Raw genomic sequence first — 24,142 nt, forward strand, 5'->3', positions numbered from 1 at the left:
TCCCTTCCCTGGGAAAGTGTAGGGAGGGGTTTCGCCAGCAGACTTATCTGCTTTAATGACGCATAACCCCTCCCAGCCAATGCACATCCCACCTCACCCCTCCCCAAGGAGGGAATTAAAAAATCTTCCGAATACCAACAACGGCGAAAAGTCACGCTATCGCTAAACTTCGACCGGTAAAGATTCATTGCCGTCGGTTTTAACCGATGGTCAAAGGCAGGCCACGTAGGGCTTTAGCCAAAATCTCATAGGTGATTTTGTAACATCCCAAACAAACTGCTATCTTACATTAACATTACTGACCTTATGAAAAGACATTTATTATTATTTGCCGCTGTTTCGGCCTTGATAACCAATGCCCGGGCTCAAACCGACTTACCTGTTGATAGCGGAACTTTCTTCCTGCATAAATTTGAACAGCATATCGGCAAGGAGACGTACTATGTGCACAAGTATAAAGATGCTGTTCATTATAACATTGATTTCAAATTTGTTGATCGAGGTTCGGCGGTGCCCCTTACTGCCGAACTAAAAGTAAACCCCGCAGTTGAGCCATTAGAACTGACCATAAAAGGCAATACCTCAAGATTTTCGACCATTGACGATAAAATAACCATTCGCGGAGGGGAAGCGTCAATCAGGGTTAATGATTCGTCGTATACACAAAAAGTACTGCCACTCAGCTTTCCGGTAGCTGGCTATTCTCCGGGTACTGTGCAACAGGTGCTCATTCAATACTGGAATAAGCACAAACAGCCCGAAAGTATCCATACCCTGCCGTTTGGGGCTGTACAGATCAAAAGATCAGGCACTGATCAGCTTACTTTCAATGGCAAGCCGCTTACTTTAAACCGGCTTACCATAAGCGGACTGGTTTGGGGTAATGAGCTGGTTTGGACGGATAATGGAGGGAAGCTTATTTGCCTGATCACAAATGATGCCGAAGGCGATAAACTGGAAATGATGCGCGTGCCTTATGAAGCGTTATTGCCGCAACTCATTAGCAAGGCCGCAACTTATGGTATGGAGCTGTTTGCCAAAGCAACTGCGCCAACGGGTAAAGTTGATAAGCTAATAGCTGTTACCGGCGGGAACCTGGTTGATGTAAATACAGGTACGAGTACGCCAGACGCTGTTGTGTTGATAGAAAATGGCATTATCAAACAAACAGGCAAAGTTGGCGAGGTTAAAATACCGGCGGGAGCTAAGATGATTGATGCTAAGGGAAAATCTATTTTACCCGGCCTGTGGGATATGCACGCACACTTTGAACAAGCCGAGTGGGGACCGGCCTATCTTGCAGCGGGGGTAACCACTGTGCGCGATTGTGGCAATGAATTTGGTTATATCAATGCTATAAAAGCGGCAATTGATGGAGGTAAAGGCGTTGGCCCTAATATTATTAAAGCCGGTATCATTGACGGCAAAGGGCCGTATGCATTGGGTATAATCCAGGCCGATACAAAGGAAGAGGCAATTAAGGCGGTTGACCGTTATAAAGAAAACGGCTTTCAACAAATCAAGATCTACAGCTCGGTAAAGCCCGCCATAGTTAAAGTTATTTGTGACGAGGCGCACCGGTTGGGTTTAACTGTAACAGGCCATATCCCCAACGGGATGCGCCTGCAACAGGGCGTGGATTCGGGGATGAATATGGTTAACCATGTACAGTACGTGTATTCCATCATGAAACGGGATAAGGACAGGTCTGTTATTTTTGATGATTCTGTAAGTATAGCAGCCGTTAAGTTTATAAAAGACCATAACGTGGTTATTGACCCTACGGTTGGTGTTTTTGAGCTGGCCCTGCGCAATGTTAAGGACGATATAACCAAACTTGAACCTAACTATTATAACCTGCCACTGCCGCTTCAGGCCTTGTTTAAAAATATGGGCGAAGAACCTGCACAGGCGGCTAAGGTTAAGCCCTTGTATGAAAGTATGAAGAAAACGGTTAAGGTATTGTATGATGCCGGAGTTACCATTGTTGCGGGGACAGATATGGGTTTCCCCGGTTATAGCCTTGACAGGGAGTTGGAGCTTTATGTGGAAGCTGGTCTCACTCCTGCACAGGCTATCAAAACAGCAACGATAACACCTGCTGCCGTGATGAGCCTTGATAAAATAACGGGTTCAATTGAAGTGGGCAAGCAAGCCGATCTTGTGATTATCGATGGCGATCCACTCAAGAATATCAGCAATATCAGGAAAGTATCAGTAGTAATAAAACAAGGCAGGATCTATGATCCGGTTAAGTTACACCGGATGGTTGGGTTTAAAAATTAAGTTATTAGTTGTTGAATTGATTGGCTGAATAGTTGGTTTTCAGTGTAATTACCTTGCATTTAATTGGCTATTTACCCAATCGGCAGAACAAAAAACAAACTACTAATTAATGACAATTGGATGTAGGCATAGTTAATTTAAAAATGATACCTTTGCAGCCTCATTCCGAATCATGAGCGATCAGATTAAACATGAATGCGGTGTGGCATTTATCCGCTTACTAAAGCCACTATCTTATTATCAGAAAAAGTACGGAACTGCACTGTACGGCCTGAACAAACTTTACCTTTTAATGGAAAAACAGCACAACCGCGGCCAGGATGGCGCAGGTGTTGCTACCATTAAACTGGATATCGAACCGGGCAAAAGGTACATCAGCCGTCACCGCTCAATGGCTTCAAATGCTGTTGCTGATATTTTTGAATACATCCAAAAGAAATTTGCGGAAATTCAGAAAGAAACTCCCGAAAAGCTGGCCGATGCCGAATGGCTTAAAGAACACGTTAGTTTTACCGGCGAGGTTTTGTTAGGGCACCTGCGTTATGGTACCCATGGCAAAAACAGCATTGAAAGCTGCCACCCTTTTTTAAGGCAAAATAACTGGATGACCCGTAACCTGGTTATTGCAGGTAATTTTAACATGACCAATGTTGATGAGTTACTGCAACAACTGTACGCTTTGGGCCAGCATCCGAAAGAAAAAGCCGATACGGTTACCGTGCTCGAAAAAATAGGACACTTTATTGATACCGAAAACCAGGGTTTGTTTGATCAGTACAAACGCGAAGGATTGGACGATAACAGGGAAATCAGTAAGCTTATAGCTAATGATATGGATGTTGCCAAGATCCTGCGTAAATCTGCCAAAAACTGGGATGGTGGCTATACCATTGCCGGCATCCTTGGTCATGGTGACGCTTTTGTAATGCGCGACCCTGCTGGCATTCGCCCGGCTTATTATTATTATAATGACGAGATCGTTGTTGCTGCTTCTGAGCGTCCTGCTATCCAAACTGCCTTTAACATACCGATGGAACAGATCAGGGAAATTCGCCCGGGTCATGCTTTGATCGTTAAAAAGAATGGTAAGATAACCGAAGATATGTTTAGCGAGCCGCAGGAAAGAAAAGCTTGCTCGTTCGAGCGGATTTACTTTTCACGCGGAAGCGATGCGGCCATTTACCGTGAGCGTAAACAATTAGGTCGCCTGCTTTGTCCGCAAATATTGGATTTTGTTGATCACGATATCAAAAACACTGTTTTCTCGTACATTCCTAACACTGCCGAAGTTGCTTTTTACGGCATGGTTGAAGGTATGCATAAGTACGTGAAGAAATATCAGCACGAGGAATTAGTGAAACTTGGAGCAGATATTACCGAAGAGAAGGTTGCCGAAATACTTCAGGTTGCGCCGCGTGTTGAAAAGATCGCCATTAAAGACGTTAAGCTCCGCACGTTCATTACGCAGGATGCCGACCGTAGCGAAATGGTGGCTCACGTATATGATACCACTTACGGGTTGATCAAAAAAGGCACTGATACCTTAGTGGTATTGGATGACTCAATTGTTCGTGGTACTACATTGAAACAAAGTATCCTGAAAATTTTGGACAGGCTTGGCCCTAAAAAGGTTGTTGTAGTTTCATCTGCTCCGCAGATCCGTTATCCTGACTGCTACGGTATCGATATGTCGCGCATGGGTGAGTTTGTTGCTTTTGAAGCAGCAATTAGCCTGTTGAAAGAAATGGATAGGGAAGATGTGATCCTGGATGTTTACCAAAAATGTAAAGACAGCCAGAAATTACCGAAAGAGCAGGTTGTGAACTATGTTAAAGAGATTTATGCTATGTTCACCGATCAGCAGATCTCTGATCGTATCGCTCAGATCATTACCCCTAAAAATGTTAACTGCGAGGTACAGGTAATTTATCAAACTTTAGATAACCTGCACATTGCTTGTCCTGATAACTTGGGCGATTGGTATTTTAGTGGGGATTATCCAACTCCGGGTGGTAACAAGGTTGTTAACCGCGCCTTTGTCAACTGGATGGAAGGTAAAAACCAAAGAGCTTACATGTAAAGCCAAGCCCCCTAACCCCCTAAAGGGGGAATGATATACGAGGCGATGAATTTTCATCGCCTTTTTTGTTTTGAAAAATTAGCCATTTTTCTAATGAATATAAAAGCGTCATTGCGAGGTACGAAAACTATGTTGGTATTGTCGCCACAGTTGTTCGGAGAATGAAATTATCTGTTAAAAAACGTATGTCATTGCGAGCGCAGCGCGGCAATCTCGTAGCCAATGCATATCCGCTCTGTATAACTACGAGATTGCTTCGTCGTTCCTCCTCGCAATGACATGGATTTTTAAACCAACAACGGAGGCAGTGAGATAGGAAATAAGATAAGAGAAAACCCTTACGACCCTGCCGGTGCCGCAAATACAAAATGAGTAACCAGCTTATCAATCAACACTAATGAAGCGATAATAAGCGCAATCCCTGCAACCTCATTTAAACGATGAATAAATTTAACCGAAATACGTGCCCTGAGTTTATTGGCGTAGAATGCTTTGAGGGTATCCATACCAAACTGGATGATCAATATGGTTAAAAACATAACGGCTATATGAAAGGACCTGTGGGGGGTACCTACCAGGAATGTTGTACTGGCTGCACCGATTACCACTGTCCAGTGGAAGAGGAGGGTAGGGTTAAAAATGCACATCAGGAAGCCTTTGAGCACATAACCAAAACGGTCGGCACTTGAGGGTACTTTATTTTCGTAATTGATCTCGCTTTTCTTGAACATGTAATACAGGCCAAGTGCAAATAATATGGCGCTGCCTACAACACCGGCTATGACTTTAGTATGGTCGGATACATCGATATATTGCGAGCCGAACAGGATTGCGCCTACAAAAACCACGTCGCTGCAAACCACGCCAAGGGCAAGCGAAACACCGGCATGAAAACCTTTTTCGATACTGGTTTTAATGAGCGCAAAAAAAACCGGGCCGGTAATAAACGTAAGTACTAATCCAAACCCGATACCCGAAACAATGGCTTTTATCATTAAGTTAAGCTTTGTTCTTTTTTGAACATTGCGAATATGCAATTTTATCTCATAAACAACGAAAGTTAAAATTGTGATTTAATTTATTTAAAAAAGAGACGAGAGTTTTACCAAAATTGAATTATGTTTAGAGATTCAAAAATCAAATTAGTACAACCTACTTTAAAATGGAACAAAACAATGCTAAGAACTACGGTACAGCCCTGTATACGCTGATTACCGTGTTTTTCTTTTGGGGCTTTTTAGCAGCCTCTAACGGTATTTTCATACCTTTCTGTAAAGAGCACTTTCACCTTACCCAGTTCGAATCCCAATTAATTGACTTTACCTTTTATGGTGGATATTTCATTGGTTCACTGATACTTTACTTTGCTTCACAAGCCAGCAAGGTTGATATCATGAATAAGTTAGGTTATAAAAACGGTATTATTTTAGGTCTTGTTATTTCGGCCGTTGGAGCTTTAGGGATGATCCCTGCTGTAGCCTCCGGCGCGTTTGGTTTTATCCTGGCTGTATTCTTTATTATAGCAGTTGGATTTTCATTGCAACAAACAGCAGCAAACCCATTTGTTGTTGCGTTAGGCCCGCCAGAGACAGGTTCAAACCGTTTGAATTTTGCAGGCAGTATCAATAACATTGGGGCATTATTAGGCCCGGTTGTAGTAGGCGTAGTATTATTTGGTTCGGCAACCGCTAAAACAGCAGCTGCTGATGTTAAAATATCATCAATTAATAACCTGTATTATTTGTTGGCCGGCTTATTTATTGCTGTCGCTTTATTCTTCTGGGTCTCGAACCTGCCAAAGGTTACCAGCGATGAAAAGATCGAATCAAGCTCAAAAGCAAATACACCGTTACTGGTAATGTTTGTAGCGTTTTGCTTAATTCTTGCTGCCGATCCTATCAGCAAGGCTACCGGCATACCAAGTCAGTATTTTGTATATGCTTCATTGGCTATAATCATTTTTACGCTGATAGGTACTATTTTCGCCGCCAAAAAGAACAAAGAAGGCTGGGGAGCTATGCAGTACCCTCAGTTGATATTAGGTATGCTGGCCATATTTACTTATGTAGGCACCGAGGTAACGATTCAAAGTAATATGGGCGCTTTATTAAAAACGCCTGAATTTGGTTCTTTCGCCGAGTCTGATATTGCACCTTATATTTCCTTATACTGGGGTAGTTTGATGATTGGCCGTTTTGCCGGTTCGATAGATGCATTCAACCTTTCAAAATCAGTTAAATACATATTATATGTATTGATCCCTTTCCTTGCTTTTGGTATTGTATTGCTGGTGAATGCTGCCACAGGCGTTAATGTAAGTAACCTGTATGCTTATGCAGTTTGTGTAGCTATCCTGGTTGTGGCTTTCTTTATCGGGCAGCAAAAACCAACCCGTACTTTATCGGTACTTGGTTTATTGGGTGTAGCATTTATGCTTGCTGGTTTATTTACTACAGGTAAGGTTGCAACCTTCGCTTTCATTAGTGGTGGTTTATGCTGCTCTATCATGTGGCCATCTATCTTTTCATTGGCAATTACGGGTTTAGGTAAATATACCAGCCAGGGCTCGGCGTTCCTGATCATGATGATTTTGGGTGGTTCAATCATTCCGCCGCTGCAAGGTAAAATTGCCGATGGAGCAACCGGCGTTATCCCGGGCGTGAGCGGTATCCACTTCTCGTACATTGTGCCGGTAATTGGCTTTGCATACCTTGCTTATTTTGCATGGAAAGTAAGCCGCGAACTTCGCAGCCAGGGCATCGACCTTGACCACGTTGAAGTTAAAGGCGGACATTAATATTTAACGCTCATTAATCATTGGGTCATTAAGTCATTTTAAATGAAGTAATGACCCAATGACGTTTAATGACATAATGAATTAAACTATGAAACCCAGCTTCGATCAGATTTTTATGAACCTGGCCACAGATCTGGCCGAGCGGTCGCACTGTGTTAAGGCACATGTGGGAGCGGTTTTAACGCGTGATACCAGGATCATCTCTATTGGCTATAATGGTCCGCCGGCAGGTACGCACAATTGTGATGTAGAATGGCCTGAAACAGGTTGCGCACGCGATTCGAAAGGGAGTTGCTCATTGGCACTACATGCCGAAGAAAACGCGATACTATACGCCGTAAAAAACGGTGCAAGGCTTGAAGGGGCTACGTTGTATACTACACTATCACCGTGCTTACCTTGTGCAAGGCTCATTTATTCGGCAGGGATAACCCAGGTTTACTACGATAAATCGTATGCAGAATATAAAGGCCTGGCAAGTGATGAGGGGGTGGATTTTTTGAACCGGTTTGGGGTTAAGGCAGAGAAGTTTGACCGTTGATGGTTTTGATTGCGTTGATTTCGCTGATATATTTTAAAACCCTGATTTGCTTGATTAAAAGATCTCCTGATACATTTTTGCAGTATCAGGAAATCCTCTAATCCTGAAAATCATGGTTCCCACTACTCCGCAATAAACGGTTCGATATGGCTTATGGCAAACATGAGTTGTTCGTCCTGGCTCAGGTCGGTGTTATCTAATATAATGGCATCTTCGGCACGGGTAAGCGGGCTTTCTTCGCGGGTGGTATCCTGGTAATCGCGGTGGGCCAGGTTATCAAAAACTTCTTCTAATGTAATGTTAGGGTTAGTTGGCAACAACTCCTTATAGCGGCGTTCGGCGCGAATCTTCGGATCGGCAGTCATAAACAGCTTTACCTGTGCGTCCGGGAACACCACTGTACCGATATCCCTGCCATCCATAATGATGTTTTTTGAACGGCCTAATCGCTGTTGCTGTCTTACCATTGCCACACGCACTTCTTTAATGGCAGCTACCGAACTAACTTTTTCGGCCACATGCATTTGGCGGATCTCATCAGACACATCCTCTTCATTTAAAGTGATAAAGGTTTTATGGTTTTGCGTATGGAAGTTAAGATGGATATTATGCAAGGCCTCGGCTATCTGGGCATGGTTTTCAAGATCAATGTTATGCCTTAAAAAATATAAGGTTACGGCGCGGTACATAGCGCCGCTATCTACATAAATAAAATGAAGCTCTTTTGCTAAGGCTTTTGCCAGGGTGCTTTTTCCGCACGAAGAATAACCATCAATGGCTACTACGATGTTGTTGTTCATAGAACTGCTAAAATAGCAAATTATTAGTAAATGCCCCGACAGAGCTAACTCAATTAGGCTTATTTTTGAGGATGAATTTTACAAAAGCCGATCTCCAAAAGGAAACTACCTATAAAGCATCAAGAAGCGGCGGAAAGGGCGGCCAAAACGTTAACAAGGTTTCGAGCAAGGTTGAACTGTTATTTTCAATAGCTTCATCTGCATTGTTTACCGATGAGGAAAAACAACTGCTAACTGAAAAACTGCAAAACAGGCTTAATAAAGATGGCTATGTACAGGTAATATGCGATGAAGAGCGCAGCCAGTATCTCAATAAGGAGAAAGCGATTGAAAGGCTAATATCACTGTTAACAAAGGCCCTTCAAAAGCCCAAAATGCGTAAGCCAACCAAAGTAAGCAAAGCCGCCAAAGCATCAAGGCTGGATAATAAGAAAATGCAATCGGCGAAGAAAGAGAACAGGAAAGTTGGGTTTAGGGAGTAGTTAATTTGAAAATGCGCTAATTTGAAAATTTGAAAATGAAAAGTACCTATGTAAGCTTAATTGAGCCACCGATTCTGTGAAAAATGGCAGGCCCATCTTCAAATTTTCAAATCAACACATTTTCAAATTACAACATTACTTAAACCTGTAAAACCCGGTAATTGATCCCCATTGGTGCGAGCGGATCATCTCCTTGGCATCTTTGGTATGGAATATCGCAGCTATATCAAATGCAAAACGACTGGTGGTAAAAGCTACGCCCACCTGCTGGCTAAATATAAATGGTTTCTTCTCCGACACAACCTCCAGGCTATTAGGATCGTCATGTTTGCGGAACAGGCTACCTTGTATGGTGGCATCATAGCCAACCAAATTGGCTAAAGGTTTGTAATAGAAAAAGATCTCATGCTTATGCAATAACTTTTCTTCGCCTCCGGTTGATACTGTACTTTGGGTACTGATAGAATTAAATAGCTGGTTGAAGTTGCCTATGCGTACAAAACCACCTGCACCTGCGCCGGTAAAGCCGTTACCCAGGTTGGCGTATGAACTAAAACTAAGGTCGATCCAGGAAGCGCGGGCCAGTAATTTATTATATTCGGCCGATAGGTTTAGCTCTACGTCGTTTTTGATCTGGTATTGCCAGCCGTTAAGCTGGTAAAAACCAAATGTGTTGTGGATAAGCTTTTGAACGGGTTCGCCACCTGCGGCAGGGCCTACTACACCCAATTGGGCACCAAGCTTGAGGTTGCTTTCGTTTTTATAAAGAAAGTTAAGTGTAGAACCCAAATAAGTATATGCGGCAAATGGCCTGTCGATATCAAAAGGGCCGCGAACATAGCCCGATTGCGGGTTAAACATTTTTTGCCCCAATTCAAATCCTAAAACTTTGTTTTGAAGATCGTTTTCGGTTGGTTTTACTGTTAAAGCTTTTCGGTAATAAAAGAAAATACCATTGGTGTAATACCTGTCAGATCCCTGACCAAGGAATGAATCATTATCAGACTGGATACCAAATTCGTGACCGCGGGTTTGTGCAAATAAACAGGTAGCGCTTAGCAGGCATACCAGTGTTAAAAATAGTTTATTAGGCATTGGGGTTTAGTATAGTATATGCGTGCTAATATATAAAAAAGACAATGCAAATAAAGTAGTTATAAATTACGTGCTTGAAATTGTATAACCGGGATCAAGTTTTCTTAAATCCATTTTGAGAGAGGAGATGGATACACTTTTTGAAACGGAGCGTTTTAAAAAAGAATTGTCATTTCGACGAACCAATTGAGAAATGCGTGGGGGGTGAGGAGAAATCTTATACGCCGTTTATGACCGCCAAACGGGGTGTATAAGATTTCTCTTTCGCCCCGGCACACTGCCCCGCCCTTGCTCAATCGAAATGACAATTTTTTTATAGAAGAAAGTATTCACATCGTGGGCTATCAGAAGCACAGCCTTTAAAACAAAAAAGGATTCAACGCGTACTATGAATCCTTTTTTGTTTGGTTAAGCAGGCCGCTTAATTAACGGCCGCTTTATCGTCTTCTTTAACAGTAAGGTCAATGGGCTTTTTAACCTTTTCGTTAAGCAAAGCAAGCGTTATTACATCTCTCATATCGGTAACGTAATGGAAATTAAGGTCCTTTATATAATCTTCTTTGATTTCCAGGATATCCTTTTGGTTTGATTTGCACAGGATAATTTCTTTGATATTAGCACGTTTGGCTGCCAGGATCTTTTCTTTGATACCGCCTACAGGTAATACACGGCCGCGGAGTGTGATCTCACCTGTCATAGCCAGATTAGGTTTTACTTTACGCTGTGTAAATGCTGATACCAATGCAGTAAGCATGGTGACTCCTGCCGATGGTCCGTCTTTTGGGGTAGCGCCGGCCGGTACGTGTACGTGTACATCCCACTGATCAAACAGTTTGGGGTTGATATCAAAATCAGCAGCATGTGCACGCAAATAGGCGAGGGCAATGGTTACTGATTCCTTCATCACATCACCAAGACTACCTGTTAGCGTTAAACGTCCTTTTCCGGGACTTAAACTCGCTTCAATGAACAGGATGTCGCCTCCAACAGAAGTCCAGGCCAGGCCTGTTACAACGCCGGCTACGTCATTGCCTTCATAAAGGTCTTTATCAAAAATAGGTGCCCCTAATATTTTCTCAATATCTTTTTTGCTTACAGCACTGTTGTATGGCTCTTCCATAGCTATGTTTTTAGCTACGCCGCGTACAACCGAACCTATCTTTTTTTCCAGTGAACGCACGCCCGATTCGCGGGTATAATCCACAATTACCTTTTCAAGCACATCGGCTTTAAGGCTTACGTCTTTTATTTTTAAGCCATGGGCCTCACGCTGTTTTGGTACAAGGTGTTGTTTGGCTATCTCAATTTTTTCTTCAATGGTGTAACCATTCACCTCAATGATCTCCATCCTGTCTAACAGGGCCGGCTGAATGGTGCTTAAAGAGTTGGCGGTAGCTATAAACATTACGTTCGACAGGTCGTAATCCATCTCCACATAATGATCAGAAAAAGTGCCGTTTTGTTCAGGATCGAGCACCTCAAGCAGGGCAGATGATGGATCGCCCCTGAAATCGTTGCCTACTTTATCTATCTCATCTAAAATAAATACCGGGTTTGAAGCGCCTGCTTTTTTTATGGATTGGATAATGCGGCCCGGCATAGCACCAATATATGTTTTACGGTGACCGCGGATCTCGGCCTCGTCGCGAATACCGCCCAACGCCATGCGCACATATTTACGGCCCAAAGCTTTGGCTATTGATTTACCCAACGATGTTTTACCAACTCCCGGGGGGCCTACCAAACAAAGAATAGGCGCTTTCATGTCATGCTTCAATTTAAGCACGGCCAGATATTCGATAATACGTTGTTTTACCTTATCCAAACCAAAGTGATCTTTATCAAGGATCCTTTGTGCACGCTTAAGGTCGAAGTTATCTTTTGTGAATTCGTTCCATGGCAAATCAAGCAGCAATTCAAGGTAGTTGATCTGTACAGAATAATCGGCGGCTGCAGGATTGGTACGGGCGAGCTTTTCAAGCTCTTTGGTGAAATGGTCTTTAACTTCTTTAGCCCATTTCTTTTTAACGGCGCGCTGGCGCAGGCTCTCAATTTCCAGATCAGGTGTGTTACCGCCAAGCTCTTCCTGTATGGTTTTAAGCTGCTGATTAAGGAAATAATCCCTTTGCTGCTTATCCAAATCGACACGTACTTTGGTCTGGATTTGATTTTTCAGTTCCAGCATTTGCAGGTCGAGCGTTAAGTGCTCCAGCACCAGGTTGGCCCGTTCGCGCAGATTGGCAATTTCGAGCAAATGTTGTTTGGCTGTCATATCAGCATTCATGTTTGATGATATGAAGTTGATCAGGAACGAAGTGCTCTCGATATTGCGGATAGCTATGCCTGCTTCGCTCGGGATATTTGGCGAAAGTTGGATAATACTCATGGCCATATCCTTAATGGACGATACCATGGCTTTAAACTCCTTGTCTTCCTTAGCTTTTATTTCATGGAAAGGCTCAACTGTAGCTTTTATATAAGGCTCGCTTTGTACTTCTTCTTTTAAATAAAAACGTTTTTTGCCTTGTATAATAACGGTTGTATTACCATCGGGCATTTGCAGCATTTTTACAATGAGTGCTATGGTGCCAACTTTATTAAGCTGATCAAAGGTAGGGTCTTCAATACCCACATCCTGTTGCGAAACTACCCCAATCATGCGGCTGCCTTTATTGGCATCGCGAATTAGTTTTATTGATTTGTCCCTTCCAACTGTAATTGGGATCACAACACCAGGAAAAAGTACTGTATTGCGTAAGGGTAAAATAGGCATTACATCGGGAAGCTCCTCATTATTCATCTCCTCCTCATCTTCCGATGACATTAACGGGAAAAATTCTGAATCCTCATTTATAACCGGTAAAGCACTTTTAAAATCAAACGGATCGAAGTTCATTAATTATATTTTATAGAATAAAACGCCATGTTGTCAGCCTGCAAAATAGTATCTACGTCAATTACAGGTTAAATTGCGATTATAAATCGCACCTTACTATGGTTCAAGAGCTGTGCCAAGTTGTGCCAATAACCGGTAATAAATAATACGTTGATTTAACGTGTTGGTTATATGTTTGTTACAAATTTATGGCAAGTATTGTAAATAATTAAGATTTTATTGGTAAAGATGAAAAAAAGTCATAGTATCGCTGTTCACAATTTTATGCACATGTGAAATATTTTTTCACAAAACTGTTATATGGCATAATAATTTGATGCATTGATAGTTAATATAATACCATTTTTGTTTTACCAGTAATCCGTTTAATGAAGTTATCAGTTATCCTGCCCCTTCTGATCATGTCTTCGCTTGAGTCGGCAATAGCGCAAAATGCGTATGTGCGGCTTGGTCAGCAGGCACTCATGGATGGCGATTTCCGTTCGGCGGTGTCGCACCTGGAAAAGGCGTGCATAACCGATTCAACTAATGCCAATGCCATGTGGATGTTGGGCTATTCTTATTATCATAGCGATAACTACAAAAAATCAATACTGGCATATACCAAGGTAATTGCTGTAAAGCCGGCCGATGCTACCGCTTATTATTACAGGGCGAGGGCAAAAAGCTATCTTGGCAGGGATAACCAGGCTTCGGCTGCAGATAAGGAGTTATACCTGCTGGGTGCTATTGTTGATCTTACAAAGGCCATCTCTATCAACAGCGATATGAGAGATAATAAATACTACCAAAACAGGGGGATAGCTTACCGCGATTACGGTATGTTTAAGCTGCAAAACACTTCTCATTTTTACGATAAAGCCAGGGGTATCAATTCATTGAAAGCATCAATTGCCGATTTGGAAAAAGTACTTGCCGATAACCCAAGCCGTATGGATATTTCTGCGCTGATCGATCAGTCGAAAGAAAAATTGATCCAGGCCACTACGGGTAGTAATACGCTGGTTAAGCAGCACTAAAGTTTTTTAAATATCTGTTTTTGTCATTTCGATAGAACATGAGATGGCCTTTGGGCGGCACGAAAGAGAAATCTTATACGTGACGCAAAGCAAACTATTCATGACTGACGTATAAGATTTCTCCTCACCCCGACGCGCAATTACCTGCGCTTGTTTGTCGAAATGACATCGTTTTTATTTACGCTATGGGGCTAAAAAAATGTAGGTATACGGCGCAGCTATATAATTTGGAGAAGCTGGCGGTTGCTTTTTTTCTAACCTGAAAAAACAATATCTTTTACCTCTTCGGCAAAGTTCCCTGTACTTTATAATCGTTCCTGCCCATCAGTTTCACATGCTGTGTTTTCTGGATGAGGTAAAGCGAATCGGGAAAATAACTGAGCTTCTCATTGGTTTCGTACAGCAGGTTTTTAGTGTGGTTATAGATCAGGATCCACTCAACTTTATCACCGGCTTTTTTGATGATGATGCGGCGGGTTTTAAGCTCAGGTGTGCGCGCTTTGTAAATAATGGCGCTATCGCTGGTACTTACCGTATAGCTGTTTTTCCAGGCCGGTCGGTTAATGTCCGATTGAATAAACAAATTAAGTTCCTGGCTCCAGTTGCCTATATGCACAGTTTTGGTTTCGGTAACGCCGTTGTGGGTAACCGTTTTGGTTACAGCGGGGTTTAGTTTTGCAAGCCGTGCCGAATCTGTTCTGAAAAAAGCTTTCAAATCAAAGTAAACCAGTTTTGCGCCGCTTTGCCTGTTATCGGGCCGGCACGAAAACAAATTTGCTATTAACAATAAAAAGCCGCCCATCAGGGCGGCTTTACTTATGCTTTTTGGATTACACCAATACATTTCCAGTCATTTCGGGAGGGATGGCAACACCTAATATGCTTAATATGGTTGGCGCCACGTCGCCCAGTTTTCCGTCCTTTACTTCTTTAACATCTTTGTCAATCACAATACATGGTACCAGGTTGGTGGTGTGTGCGGTGTTTGGCGATCCGTCTTCGTTGATCATATAGTCAGCATTACCGTGGTCGGCCAGGATGATGAATGAATAACCATTGGCTAAACCTGCTTCAACAACAGCTTTGGTACAGCTGTCGGCAGTCTCGGCTGCTTTTACTACGGCGCTGAAAACACCGGTATGGCCAACCATATCGGTATTGGCAAAGTTAAGGCAAACAAAATCAGGCCAGCCGGTTTCCAGCTCGGGAATAATCGCATCACGGATGCCGGCAGCGCTCATCTCAGGTTGTAAATCGTAAGTAGCAACCTTTGGGGACGGTACTAATAACCTTTTTTCGTTAGCAAACTCTTTTTCCCTGCCGCCCGAAAAGAAGAAGGTTACGTGAGGGTATTTCTCAGTTTCGGCAATCCTGATCTGTGATTTTCCGGCATTTTGCAGGATCTCACCCAGGGTTTTGGTCAGATCTTCCTTGTTGAAAACAACCTGTACATTCTTAAACGTTTCATCATATGGGGTCATGGTAATGTAACGGATATCCAGCGGATGCATGTTGTACTCAGGGAACGATTTTTGGGTTAATGCGATACTAATCTCGCGGCCCCTATCGGTACGGAAGTTAAAGCAGATCACCACATCGCCGTCTTTAATAACCGCCAGCGGTTTTCCTTCGCCATCAACTGCAACTATTGGTTTTACAAACTCATCGGTAACATCCTCAAGGTATGAGTGTTTGATGAGGTCGGTAACATTTTGTGTTGGTGTGCCAAGGCCATTAACCAACAGGTCATAAGCCAGTTTAACGCGTTCCCAGCGGTTATCGCGGTCCATAGCATAATACCTGCCTATTGCTGAAGCTATTTTAGTACCGGTACCGGCAATATGCTCTTCTAATTCGGTAACAAAACCCAGACCCGATTTAGGATCGGTATCGCGTCCGTCTAAAAAAGCATGGATATATACGTTATTAACGTCCAGTTGTTTAGCAGCATCGCAAAGGCCTTTTACGTGCCTGATATGCGAGTGCACACCTCCATCAGATACTAAACCTATGAAGTGTACATCTTTATTGTTTTGTTTGGCGTATTCAAAGGCATTTTTCAAAACAGGGATAGTTGGCAGTTCATGGTCATCAACCGCTTTATGGATGCGGCCAAGTTCCTGGTAAACCACCCGGCCGGCGCCAAGGTTCATGTGCCCCACTTCTGAGTTGCCCATTTGCCCGGCAGGTAAGCCCACCGCCGTTCCTGATGCTTCAAGTTTTGAATTAGGATATTGCTTAAGCAGGCCGTCAACAAAAGGCGTATTGGCAGCAAGTATGGCGTTTGATTGATCATTGCGGCCGTAACCCCAGCCATCAAGTATTATTAATGCGAGTTTCTTTTTGTTTTCCACATTGCAAATATAAAGGCAATGGGGTACTTTAACTATAATTTTTTAATTTAGGTTAGCAACCCGAAATAAAAGTGCAACTTCGGTGTTAGTATATAATATACAATATATTTAAGTGCCATTTATATTTCATCAAATCAACTAAATAATTAGGAGCTATTTGTAACTTTAACACCTATTAGTACGTTATTATATTATGAAATTAATATACCTGTCATCGTTTATTTTTTTGCTGTTGCTTCCGCATGCTTCTCCAGCCGATGCGATAGATAACGTGGCTAATCTTTTAAAAGCAGGTAATACTAAAGAGCTTTCAAAGCTGTTTGCCAATAATGTGGAGATAACCATTATGGAAGATGAAAATGTTTACTCCCAAACCCAGGCTGCAGTTATTTTAGATAAGTTTTTCGCCAAAAACAAACCTCAGGGTATCAAACTCCTCCATAAAGTAAACTCGGGAGGCAATTACCATTTTGGTGTTTATATTTTAAATACCGATAAAGGCGAATTTAGGGTTGCCATCACCCTTAAAGACGCAGGTAAAGGTACTAATGTTGTTGAGTTGAAGATTGAGGATGAGAAGGTGAAATAATTTAATTTGAAAATTTGAAGATTGGTTAATTTGAAAATGAATATGCTTTCGCATTATCAAATTTTCAAATCAGCACATTTTCAAATTCATTTTATCATACATCGCCATCAAACCCCTGCATTTGAAAATTGTTGTTACTTTTGACACTCAAAAAATACACAATTGGATAAGGAACTAATACATCAGTTTATAAATAATGCTTTAAGTGAGGATGTTGGCGATGGCGATCATACTTCGCTTGCAACTATCCCTGCCGATGCTGCCGGCAAAGCAAAACTTTTAGTTAAGGATGAAGGAATACTGGCCGGTGTTGAGCTGGCTGCCGAAATATTTCATGTAGTTGATCCAAACCTTAAGCTTAACGTGTTTTTACAAGATGGTACCCCTGTTAAATATGGCGATGTAGCTTTTGAGGTTGAAGGCAGTTCGCGCAGTATTTTAACCGCCGAGCGCCTGGTACTGAATTGTATGCAGCGCATGTCAGGAATTGCTACAAAAACCCGGCACATTGTTGACCTGCTGAAAGGGACTAACACTAAAGTTTTAGATACCCGCAAAACTACTCCGGGTTTGCGTTACCTCGAAAAATGGGCAGTGCGTATAGGCGGCGGTGTAAACCACAGGTTTGGTTTGTACGATATGATCCTGATTAAGGATAACCATGTGGATTATGCCGGTGGAATAAGGCAGGCCATTGAAAGCGCCAACCAATACCTTGCTGATAACGGAAAAAAACTGGCCATTGAAATAGAGGTGCGTAACCTTGATGAACTGGAGCAGGTTTTACAAACCGGAAACGTAAACCGTATATTGATAGATAATTTTGATTTCGACAACCTGCGTCAGGCTGTGGCCTTGAACAAAGGACGGTTCATTACTGAAGCTTCGGGTGGGATCACCATCGATAACATTCGTGACTATGCCGATTGCGGGGTTGATTACATTTCGGTAGGGGCGCTAACACACTCAGTTAAAAGTCTCGACCTGAGTCTTAAAGCCGTAAAATAGGGTAATTAAACATCAAGTAACATATTGTTAAACAAAGTTTAGTGGTAAAAGCGCTGAGATTAAAACGCTTTTACCGCTTCAATTTTGTAATATTGCAGGAGAATGATAACCGTTTACTCTGTTACAGCGCTTATAATGGCTTATCTGTGCGGCTCAATACCTACGGCTGTTTGGATAGGTATGGCTTTTTACAATGTGGATGTACGCGAGTACGGAAGCGGTAACGCAGGTGCTACAAATACTTTTCGTGTGCTTGGTAAAAAAGCAGGCATCCCGGTGATGATGCTTGATATATTTAAAGGCTGGGCAGCTACCAACTTTGCTTATTTTATTGGTGCATCTGCCACTGGTGCCATCAATTCAACCGCATATACCAATTATGAGCTTGCTTTAGGCATAGCAGCGGTTATGGGCCACCTGTTCCCGATTTTTGCGGGTTTTAGAGGGGGCAAGGGTGTTGCAACCTTGTTTGGAATGATTTTGGCTATACATTTTCATGCCGCCTTACTGTGTGTAATTGTATTTATAACGGTATTATTGATTTCAAAATATGTGTCGCTGAGTTCAATTGCAGCTGCCTTTACTTATCCTATAGGCGTTACATTTGTTTTTCCGACACCTATCCGGTCGATAGTAATTTATGGCATGTGCATTTGCGTGCTTGTGCTGGTAACCCACCAAAAAAATATAGAGCGCTTAATAAGGGGCAAAGAATCGAAAGTTAATTTTTTTAAAAAGAAAACAACAACTGCCTGATCACCATGAAAAAGTTTAAACCTGTATTAGTCCTGATAGCTGTCATCGCTATCTTTTCGTGTTCAACTGTGCCGCTAACCGGCCGTAAACAATTAAGCCTTGTTGGCGATGCCGAAGTAAACCAATCGGCCGCAGCAAGCTACAAACAACTGCTTACCGATCCCAAAACTAAGGTGGTAACCACCGGCTCCGATGCTCAACGCGTTAAAGTTATTGGTAACAGGTTGGCTACAGCTATTGAAAAATACCTTAAAGACAACGGTTATGGCGATCAGTATAGCTTTAATTGGGAGTTTAACCTGATCCAGAGCAGCGAGGTTAACGCCTGGTGTATGCCCGGCGGCAAAGTGGCTGTTTACAGCGGTTTATTACCCGTAGCTAATACCGATGCTTACCTTGCCGTAGTTATGGGCCACGAAATTGGTCATGCCATTGCCCGTCACTCGGCCGAAAGGATTTCGCAGGAAATGCTGCTACAAGGAGGCGGACAGCTGGTAGGTGTCGCTACAAGCCAGCAGTCGCAGGCTACACAAACTGCTATAAGTACTTTATATGGTGTTGGAAGCCAGTTGAAATTGTTGGCCTATTCCCGTAAACAGGAGTCGGAGGCAGACCGTTTGGGTTTAACCTTTATGGCTATGGCCGGTTATGATCCGCATAATGCAATTGCTTTTTGGCAACGCATGGCAGCCCAAAACAAAGGCGGAGCACCCCCTGAGTTTTTGAGCACTCACCCTGCTGATGCTACCCGCATTGCCGATATCCAGAACCTCATACCCGAGGCTATGAAATATTATAAAAAATAATCATTGTTAAATGAATCCCGCCGGTAAACAAGGCGGGATTTTTCTTTTTATGGCTAAAAGCGAATTTTTAAAAGCGCAGTGGAAAAACCTCGTTATGCTCAATTACGAGGTTGATGCTGCAATATTAAAACCGTACATCCCGGCAGGTACAGTACTTGATTTATGGGAAGGAAAAGCCCTGGTGAGTATGGTTGGCTTCATGTTTCTGGATACGCAGGTTATGGGCCTCAAATGGCCATGGCATGTGAACTTTGAAGAGGTGAACCTTCGGTTTTATGTTAGATATTTCAACGGTAAAGAATGGAAGCGGGGAGCTGTTTTTATAAGCGAAATAGTACCTAAAACGATGATCGCGCTTATTGCCAACAATCTTTATAAAGAACATTACCGTGCACTGCCCATGCGTAGTTCTATTACCGCGTCTGCAGATAACCATACCCAATTTTTATATGAGTGGAAATTAAACGGCCGGTGGAACAGGCTTGGCGCTACTGCAAGTAATGAGTTAGTTGATATTAAATCCGGAAGCCCGGAGGAGTTTATTTTAGAACACTACTGGGGATACAACGGTTTAAGCGCCACCCAAACTATGGAATACCAGGTTGAGCATATTTCATGGCAAACAGGCCTGGTGCGTGATTATGTTTTTGATGCTGATGTTATGGCGCTGTATGGAGAAGCTTTTAAACCATATCTTGAAAAAGAGCCTGTCTCTGCTTTTTATGCACTTGGGTCGGATATTACAGTGCGGATAGGAGAGAAGATAGTGGTGGGCAGGTGATGAGGTTATTAAGATCAGGCTTTCAGTGTTTTAGTAATTTAGATTTTACAAATCGGTTAACCAGTAACTAAGCCTAGCTGCCCCTCTGGGGCAGCTTGTCCTGAGTCACATCTAAATTAACTGTCTTCAAGCACATCTCAATTAATACCTGTGATCCTAATGTTTATTTGCCAATTGAATTGTTTTGGCTTTTAACCGTTGGGCTTCATTGGCCAGATTTGCCACGCTTTTAATATCTGGCAGATTTTTATATTGATAGTTTTCGATAACAGGAAGTGTGGTAACGATTTTTAAAACAGTATGATAATCCTCGATCTTTATTTTATTACTGTCGATATGTGCCATTAAAGTTGAAAACCTTTTGATGGTATCAAGATATTTATGCTTACTCTCATTAATTAACGCACGTAAACGATCCCTTAAAACGGTGTCCTGCATATTATTTAATGCGTCGTTAGCTGATCTGTAGTAGGCGGTGGATTTATTGTCATAAATTTGAAAACTCTTCACGCTATCAGGCAATCCATCGTAAAAATGCTTCATTAAGTTTTCCAGATTTTGCAGTTCTGGTTGCTTTTCTACCTGATCGACATAAATGTCTTGTAATAGATTATCTCCTCTCGATTTTTTTATGCTGTAGTCATCGATATTATCCTGTAGAGGCTTCGGAACTCCTGTTTGCTGATCTGCTTTTTGGGAAGAAATGTGATTACATGATGCTAATATCAAGAGCATCGCAATAAGCGATAGGGTAACGGTTTTCATAATTAAATATACTGTTCTCTTACTACAAAATGCTACGCCTTTGATAAAACTATCCTGTCCTATCACCATCCCGTCAAAAAAAATAATCACTTCATTAATAATCACCCTGTTTACTATTTTTGCTGCCCATATAATTTTATTGATACATGGCAAATTACAGTAACCGCATTGCACAGTTAAAAAACGAGATCCAGCCTTTACGCGATCAGCTTATCAGTCATGAGCTTTATAAAAATATCACTTCGCTTGATGAGCTTACCGTTTTTATGGAGCATCATGTGTTTGCTGTTTGGGATTTTATGTCGTTGCTGAAAGCTTTGCAGCAAAAGCTTACCTGCACCGTTACGCCATGGATGCCTACAGGCAATGCCAATACCCGTTACCTGATCAATGAAATTGTTGCCGGCGAGGAAAGTGATATCGACGAGCAAGGTAATCGCGCAAGCCATTTTGAGCTTTATCTGCGCGCTATGCAGCAAGCCGGTAGTACAGCCGAAGGTATCAATAACCTGTTTAACGAATTGAATTTCGGTAAACATATCGATGAGGCGCTGATCATAGCCAACATTCCGGTTGCTGCACGCAACTTTGTGCAGCATACTTTTGATGTAATAGATACCAACAAAGATTACCTGCAGGCAGCGGTATTCACCTTTGGTCGTGAAGATCTGATCCCGGATATGTTTGTAAGCATCGTTAAAGAGCTAAGCCGGCAATTGCCTGGTAAGGTTGATATCCTGCTATATTACCTCGAGCGCCATATTGAAGTAGATGGCGATCACCATTCGCAACTGGCTTATCAAATGACCGCTGAACTTTGTGGGGAGGATGACAGCAAATGGGCTGAAGCTACCGTAGCTGTTAAAGAAGCTTTGCTGGCACGTATTGCACTTTGGGACGGGATTTCGGAGGCGATTAAGGTACAGGAAGTAAGTTCACTTTAAACATATATTCTGTAAAAATTGTCAATTCGATAGAACTGCGGAGAAACAGAGCGCCGGGGCGAAAGAGAAATCTTACGCGCCCTGCAAAGCAATTGTACATGGCGTACAAGATTTCTCCTCACACTAACGCTCATTCCCCAACAGGTTCGTCGAAATGACAATCGGTAAAAAAACTAAATACCCTACAATTTATTCAACTCATCCATCAGCACCTTACTATACTGATTAAAATAACGCCTTACCCCAAAGCCCATAACGGTTTGTATGCCGCGGGTGGCATTGGTTAAAAACACTTCATCGGCTTCGTATAAGATGTCGGGATTGATCTGGGCTTCTGTTATCTCAATATTATTTTCTTTTGCCAGTTTAATCACCACATGGCGCATAACGCCTTCAACGCAGCCTTCGCTTAGTGCCGGGGTATATAAATGGTTTTGGTAGTTAATGAAAATGTTGGAGCTGCTGGCCTCGCAGAGGTTGCCGTTTTGGTTCAGCAAAAAAACATCATCCAGTTTATTCTGGGTTTTATACAGGCTCGCCATTACGTAAATAAGCGAGTTGCAGGTTTTAATGTTCGACAGGTAATTGGAAGGCTTGGGTAGTTCAGTAAACACATCCATGATCAGGCCTTTCTCATTCAAAAAATACCGGGGCTCTTCTGATGGGGTTAACTCCAGGCAATAACCCATTTTGTTTTGGGTGGGGGTATACAGGCCCTCTGCGTCACGGTAAACAGTTAAGCGCAGCCTGCCGTGCTTTACTTTATTCCTGCGGGCAAGCTCATTAACAATATCGTTTAAAAACCAGGTATCCATTTGCGAATAACCATCAATTTTAAGGGCCTTCATACCGCGTTGAAGCCTGTCGGCATGCAGTTCGGCAAATTTCAGTTTCCCCTTCATTAACCGCATGCTTTCAAATAGGCCGTCGCCATATTTGAAGCCCCTGTTGCCAATGGAAAGCAATGGTGTGTTTTGAGGGAGATATTCGCCGTTAAAATTGATGAATACGGGCATCATGGACAGGTAGATATTATAATTTGATTGTGCTTAAACTGGTTATCGGTATTATTCTTTGTTATCTAACGTCTGTTACTTCGTATCGGTATCACTGTATTTTCGCCATTTTGTAAGTACTGCTTCAAAATCAGCAGGCAGAGGCGATTCAAAATGCACCTGTTTTTTTAATGTGGGGTGTAAAAAGCCCAGTGTTTGTGCATGCAGGGCCTGCCTTGGCATCAGCTCAAAACAGTTTTCAACAAACTGCTTGTACTTGCTGAACATGGTTCCTTTTAAAATTTTATCACCACCGTATGTAGCATCACTGAATAATGGGTGACCGATATGCCTCATATGTGCCCTGATCTGGTGGGTACGACCGGTTTCCAGCTGGCATTCTATCAACGTAACATAGCCCATTCGCTCCAATACTTTATAATGTGTTACCGACCATTTGCCTTTTTCGGGGTCATCGTATATCGACATTACCCTTCTGTCGGCCACACTACGGCCAATATAGCCCGTTACGGTGCCATCCTCAGGCAGGTCGCCCCAAACTAAGGCAATGTATTTACGGGTGATGGTATGATCAAAAAATTGCTTAGCCAGCCAGTTCATGGCGCGCTCATTTTTGCTGATGAGCAGCAAGCCTGAGGTATCCTTGTCAATACGGTGCACAAGGCCCGGGCGGCCATCATTACCCGGCAGGGTTGGCAATTGCTGAAAATGATAAACAAGCGCGTTAACCAGTGTGCCTGTGTAATTGTTATAGCCGGGGTGTACCACCATGCCCGCTTCTTTATCAACAACCAGCACATCATCATCTTCATAAATGATATTGATGGGGATGTTTTCGGGGTAAACTTCTGTATCGCGGGGCGGGTGCGGTAATACTACCGAAATCACATCAAGCGGCTTTACTTTATAGCTTGCTTTGATGGTTTTATCGTTCACCAGTACATTACCCAGTTCAATAGCATTTTGAATGCGGTTGCGTGAGGCATTCTCTACGCGGTGCATCAAAAATTTGTCAATCCGCAAAAGCGACTGGCCCTTGTCAACCACTACGCGTAAGTGCTCGTACAAGTCCTGTTCTTCCTGCTCTATAAGTTCGGGTTCGTGTGCCATTTGAGGCGCAAAAGTAA

At 42.6% G+C, this 24,142-nt stretch carries 21 protein-coding genes; 12 read left to right on the plus strand and 9 right to left on the minus strand.

All coding sequences use genetic code 11. From position 1 onward, the window contains the following. Positions 1 to 306 precede the first annotated feature (306 nt). Together AC59JO_RS11880 and AC59JO_RS11885 are read left to right on the plus strand one after the other, a co-directional pair. On the plus strand, positions 307 to 2,286 hold the full coding sequence (locus AC59JO_RS11880; protein ID WP_413666405.1) for an amidohydrolase family protein: 1,980 nt from the start codon (positions 307 to 309) through the stop codon (positions 2,284 to 2,286). 172 nt (positions 2,287 to 2,458) lie between these two features. Further along, on the plus strand, positions 2,459 to 4,366 hold the full coding sequence (locus AC59JO_RS11885) for an amidophosphoribosyltransferase (protein WP_497305509.1): 1,908 nt from the start codon (positions 2,459 to 2,461) through the stop codon (positions 4,364 to 4,366). A gap of 338 nt (positions 4,367 to 4,704) precedes the next feature. Here the strand turns inward: AC59JO_RS11885 and AC59JO_RS11890 are convergent, their stop codons facing one another. Then, on the minus strand, positions 4,705 to 5,361 hold the full coding sequence (locus tag AC59JO_RS11890) for a LysE family translocator (RefSeq protein WP_110587194.1): 657 nt from the start codon (positions 5,359 to 5,361) through the stop codon (positions 4,705 to 4,707). Between the two features lie 167 nt (positions 5,362 to 5,528). Between AC59JO_RS11890 and AC59JO_RS11895 the strand changes: the two genes are divergently transcribed. Together AC59JO_RS11895 and AC59JO_RS11900 are read left to right on the plus strand one after the other, a co-directional pair. Next, positions 5,529 to 7,163 carry an MFS transporter gene (locus AC59JO_RS11895; RefSeq protein WP_497305511.1) on the plus strand — a complete coding sequence of 545 codons (1,635 nt, stop codon included), beginning with the start codon at positions 5,529 to 5,531 and terminating at the stop codon, positions 7,161 to 7,163. Positions 7,164 to 7,251: 88 nt separating this feature from the next. Beyond that, positions 7,252 to 7,704, plus strand: a complete 453-nt coding sequence (locus tag AC59JO_RS11900; protein WP_413666409.1) for a deoxycytidylate deaminase — start codon at positions 7,252 to 7,254, stop codon at positions 7,702 to 7,704. A gap of 122 nt (positions 7,705 to 7,826) precedes the next feature. Here the strand turns inward: AC59JO_RS11900 and cmk are convergent, their stop codons facing one another. Then, positions 7,827 to 8,504, minus strand: a complete 678-nt coding sequence (gene cmk / locus AC59JO_RS11905) for a (d)CMP kinase (protein WP_091222059.1) — start codon at positions 8,502 to 8,504, stop codon at positions 7,827 to 7,829. 71 nt (positions 8,505 to 8,575) lie between these two features. Here cmk and arfB point away from each other — a divergent pair, with 71 nt between their 5' ends. After that, positions 8,576 to 8,986: an alternative ribosome rescue aminoacyl-tRNA hydrolase ArfB gene (gene arfB, locus AC59JO_RS11910; RefSeq protein WP_497305514.1), complete on the plus strand. Its 411-nt coding sequence runs from the start codon at positions 8,576 to 8,578 to the stop codon at positions 8,984 to 8,986. A 135-nt stretch (positions 8,987 to 9,121) separates the two neighbouring features. On the opposite strand, the gene AC59JO_RS11915 is transcribed toward arfB, so the two are convergent. Together AC59JO_RS11915 and lon are read right to left on the minus strand one after the other, a co-directional pair. After that, the gene (locus tag AC59JO_RS11915; protein WP_497305516.1) at positions 9,122 to 10,081 is read right to left on the minus strand and encodes a lipid A deacylase LpxR family protein; all 960 of its coding nucleotides are present in this window, start codon (positions 10,079 to 10,081) and stop codon (positions 9,122 to 9,124) included. A gap of 421 nt (positions 10,082 to 10,502) precedes the next feature. After that, the gene (gene lon / locus AC59JO_RS11920; protein ID WP_413666412.1) at positions 10,503 to 12,977 is read right to left on the minus strand and encodes an endopeptidase La; all 2,475 of its coding nucleotides are present in this window, start codon (positions 12,975 to 12,977) and stop codon (positions 10,503 to 10,505) included. 368 nt (positions 12,978 to 13,345) lie between these two features. Between lon and AC59JO_RS11925 the strand changes: the two genes are divergently transcribed. After that, the gene (locus AC59JO_RS11925) at positions 13,346 to 13,996 is read left to right on the plus strand and encodes a tetratricopeptide repeat protein (protein ID WP_091222075.1); all 651 of its coding nucleotides are present in this window, start codon (positions 13,346 to 13,348) and stop codon (positions 13,994 to 13,996) included. Between the two features lie 277 nt (positions 13,997 to 14,273). Here the strand turns inward: AC59JO_RS11925 and AC59JO_RS11930 are convergent, their stop codons facing one another. Both AC59JO_RS11930 and gpmI read right to left on the minus strand, forming a co-directional pair. After that, complete coding sequence (locus tag AC59JO_RS11930; protein WP_497305519.1) at positions 14,274 to 14,840, minus strand: hypothetical protein; 567 nt, start codon at positions 14,838 to 14,840, stop codon at positions 14,274 to 14,276. Then, positions 14,827 to 16,350 (minus strand): 2,3-bisphosphoglycerate-independent phosphoglycerate mutase, encoded by a 1,524-nt coding sequence (gpmI, locus tag AC59JO_RS11935; protein ID WP_497305521.1) that lies wholly within the window; start codon positions 16,348 to 16,350, stop codon positions 14,827 to 14,829. Before gpmI ends, AC59JO_RS11930 begins: the two co-directional genes overlap by 14 nt. Before the next feature lie 193 nt (positions 16,351 to 16,543). On the opposite strand from gpmI, the gene AC59JO_RS11940 reads away from it, so the two are divergent. The 5 genes from AC59JO_RS11940 to AC59JO_RS11960 all read left to right on the plus strand — a co-directional run bounded on the left by AC59JO_RS11940 (position 16,544) and on the right by AC59JO_RS11960 (position 20,290). Beyond that, positions 16,544 to 16,939 carry a DUF4783 domain-containing protein gene (locus tag AC59JO_RS11940; protein ID WP_413666415.1) on the plus strand — a complete coding sequence of 132 codons (396 nt, stop codon included), beginning with the start codon at positions 16,544 to 16,546 and terminating at the stop codon, positions 16,937 to 16,939. 162 nt (positions 16,940 to 17,101) lie between these two features. Continuing rightward, positions 17,102 to 17,947 (plus strand): carboxylating nicotinate-nucleotide diphosphorylase, encoded by an 846-nt coding sequence (gene nadC / locus AC59JO_RS11945; protein ID WP_413666416.1) that lies wholly within the window; start codon positions 17,102 to 17,104, stop codon positions 17,945 to 17,947. 102 nt (positions 17,948 to 18,049) lie between these two features. Further along, complete coding sequence (gene plsY, locus AC59JO_RS11950) at positions 18,050 to 18,703, plus strand: glycerol-3-phosphate 1-O-acyltransferase PlsY (RefSeq protein ID WP_413666417.1); 654 nt, start codon at positions 18,050 to 18,052, stop codon at positions 18,701 to 18,703. A gap of 5 nt (positions 18,704 to 18,708) precedes the next feature. Further along, entirely contained in the window at positions 18,709 to 19,509 is an 801-nt protein-coding gene (locus AC59JO_RS11955; RefSeq protein WP_497305524.1) for a M48 family metallopeptidase, read from the plus strand. Between the two features lie 10 nt (positions 19,510 to 19,519). Continuing rightward, positions 19,520 to 20,290 carry a YqjF family protein gene (locus AC59JO_RS11960; protein WP_497305526.1) on the plus strand — a complete coding sequence of 257 codons (771 nt, stop codon included), beginning with the start codon at positions 19,520 to 19,522 and terminating at the stop codon, positions 20,288 to 20,290. A gap of 156 nt (positions 20,291 to 20,446) precedes the next feature. On the opposite strand, the gene AC59JO_RS11965 is transcribed toward AC59JO_RS11960, so the two are convergent. Next, positions 20,447 to 21,055: a hypothetical protein gene (locus tag AC59JO_RS11965; protein ID WP_497305528.1), complete on the minus strand. Its 609-nt coding sequence runs from the start codon at positions 21,053 to 21,055 to the stop codon at positions 20,447 to 20,449. Between the two features lie 146 nt (positions 21,056 to 21,201). Between AC59JO_RS11965 and AC59JO_RS11970 the strand changes: the two genes are divergently transcribed. Beyond that, positions 21,202 to 21,999, plus strand: a complete 798-nt coding sequence (locus tag AC59JO_RS11970; RefSeq protein WP_497305530.1) for a DUF3050 domain-containing protein — start codon at positions 21,202 to 21,204, stop codon at positions 21,997 to 21,999. Positions 22,000 to 22,181: 182 nt separating this feature from the next. On the opposite strand, the gene AC59JO_RS11975 is transcribed toward AC59JO_RS11970, so the two are convergent. Both AC59JO_RS11975 and AC59JO_RS11980 read right to left on the minus strand, forming a co-directional pair. Further along, positions 22,182 to 23,018 carry an aminotransferase class IV gene (locus tag AC59JO_RS11975; RefSeq protein ID WP_413666422.1) on the minus strand — a complete coding sequence of 279 codons (837 nt, stop codon included), beginning with the start codon at positions 23,016 to 23,018 and terminating at the stop codon, positions 22,182 to 22,184. A gap of 72 nt (positions 23,019 to 23,090) precedes the next feature. Beyond that, the gene (locus tag AC59JO_RS11980; protein WP_413666423.1) at positions 23,091 to 24,125 is read right to left on the minus strand and encodes an RluA family pseudouridine synthase; all 1,035 of its coding nucleotides are present in this window, start codon (positions 24,123 to 24,125) and stop codon (positions 23,091 to 23,093) included. Positions 24,126 to 24,142: the final 17 nt, after the last annotated feature.

Source organism: Mucilaginibacter sp. A5337 (assembly GCF_059690695.1).

Coding starts and splice junctions, on each gene's coding strand:
- AC59JO_RS11880 (WP_413666405.1), top strand. CDS start 307: ATGAAAAGACATTTATTATTATTTGCCGCTGTTTCGGCCTTGATAACC.
- AC59JO_RS11885 (WP_497305509.1), top strand. CDS start 2,459: ATGAGCGATCAGATTAAACATGAATGCGGTGTGGCATTTATCCGCTTA.
- AC59JO_RS11890 (WP_110587194.1), bottom strand. CDS start 5,361: ATGATAAAAGCCATTGTTTCGGGTATCGGGTTTGGATTAGTACTTACG.
- AC59JO_RS11895 (WP_497305511.1), top strand. CDS start 5,529: ATGGAACAAAACAATGCTAAGAACTACGGTACAGCCCTGTATACGCTG.
- AC59JO_RS11900 (WP_413666409.1), top strand. CDS start 7,252: ATGAAACCCAGCTTCGATCAGATTTTTATGAACCTGGCCACAGATCTG.
- cmk (WP_091222059.1), bottom strand. CDS start 8,504: ATGAACAACAACATCGTAGTAGCCATTGATGGTTATTCTTCGTGCGGA.
- arfB (WP_497305514.1), top strand. CDS start 8,576: ATGAATTTTACAAAAGCCGATCTCCAAAAGGAAACTACCTATAAAGCA.
- AC59JO_RS11915 (WP_497305516.1), bottom strand. CDS start 10,081: ATGCCTAATAAACTATTTTTAACACTGGTATGCCTGCTAAGCGCTACC.
- lon (WP_413666412.1), bottom strand. CDS start 12,977: ATGAACTTCGATCCGTTTGATTTTAAAAGTGCTTTACCGGTTATAAAT.
- AC59JO_RS11925 (WP_091222075.1), top strand. CDS start 13,346: ATGAAGTTATCAGTTATCCTGCCCCTTCTGATCATGTCTTCGCTTGAG.
- AC59JO_RS11930 (WP_497305519.1), bottom strand. CDS start 14,840: ATGTATTGGTGTAATCCAAAAAGCATAAGTAAAGCCGCCCTGATGGGC.
- AC59JO_RS11940 (WP_413666415.1), top strand. CDS start 16,544: ATGAAATTAATATACCTGTCATCGTTTATTTTTTTGCTGTTGCTTCCG.
- plsY (WP_413666417.1), top strand. CDS start 18,050: ATGATAACCGTTTACTCTGTTACAGCGCTTATAATGGCTTATCTGTGC.
- AC59JO_RS11955 (WP_497305524.1), top strand. CDS start 18,709: ATGAAAAAGTTTAAACCTGTATTAGTCCTGATAGCTGTCATCGCTATC.
- AC59JO_RS11960 (WP_497305526.1), top strand. CDS start 19,520: ATGAATCCCGCCGGTAAACAAGGCGGGATTTTTCTTTTTATGGCTAAA.
- AC59JO_RS11965 (WP_497305528.1), bottom strand. CDS start 21,055: ATGAAAACCGTTACCCTATCGCTTATTGCGATGCTCTTGATATTAGCA.
- AC59JO_RS11970 (WP_497305530.1), top strand. CDS start 21,202: ATGGCAAATTACAGTAACCGCATTGCACAGTTAAAAAACGAGATCCAG.
- AC59JO_RS11975 (WP_413666422.1), bottom strand. CDS start 23,018: ATGATGCCCGTATTCATCAATTTTAACGGCGAATATCTCCCTCAAAAC.
- AC59JO_RS11980 (WP_413666423.1), bottom strand. CDS start 24,125: ATGGCACACGAACCCGAACTTATAGAGCAGGAAGAACAGGACTTGTAC.